The sequence below is a fragment of the Solirhodobacter olei genome (assembly GCF_004010155.1).
In the GTDB taxonomy this organism is placed as follows: Bacteria; Pseudomonadota; Alphaproteobacteria; order Rhodobacterales; family Rhodobacteraceae; genus Solirhodobacter; species Solirhodobacter olei.
Map to the genome: position 1 here is coordinate 1 of NZ_RRYH01000102.1, position 455 is coordinate 455.

At 71.6% G+C, this 455-nt stretch carries 1 pseudogene; it reads right to left on the reverse strand.

The window, feature by feature from the left end:
- Nucleotides 1-455 (reverse strand): annotated as a pseudogene (tcuB, locus tag EIP85_RS22960) (tricarballylate utilization protein TcuB); the annotation flags it as partial.

The window sequence follows — 455 nt, forward strand, 5'->3', positions numbered from 1 at the left end:
CCAGGGCCGCCCCCGTCGAGGTATCGTAGCGTCGCGGCGTCATGGGTGGCGCGGGGCAGGTCAAACCCGGCGTCACGCCCGATCTCGGCGCGGAAGGCCCGGAGGCTCAGCGCGAGCGCGAGCAACGCGTAGAGGCCGAGCGCGCCGAAGAGCCACGCCATCGCGGCATGCGGCATGAGGCGGTAGAACCGTCCATCGCTGGCGAAGAGGGCGCCGGGATCACTGACCCAGACCATGCCGGAGATGAAGGCCGCGACGCACATCGCGACCGCCACGGCCACTGCAAGCCCGTTGCGCGCGAAGAGCGGCGCGAGCGTCCGGGGCCAGGCGTAGCGGGCGTAGCTCTCGGCCCGCACCCGGGCGAGCGTCGCCGGCACGTTCACCGCGAATTCATGCGGCGGCGCGAACTGGCAATCCACGTAGCAGGCGCCGCAGTTGTGGCAGAGATTGGCGAG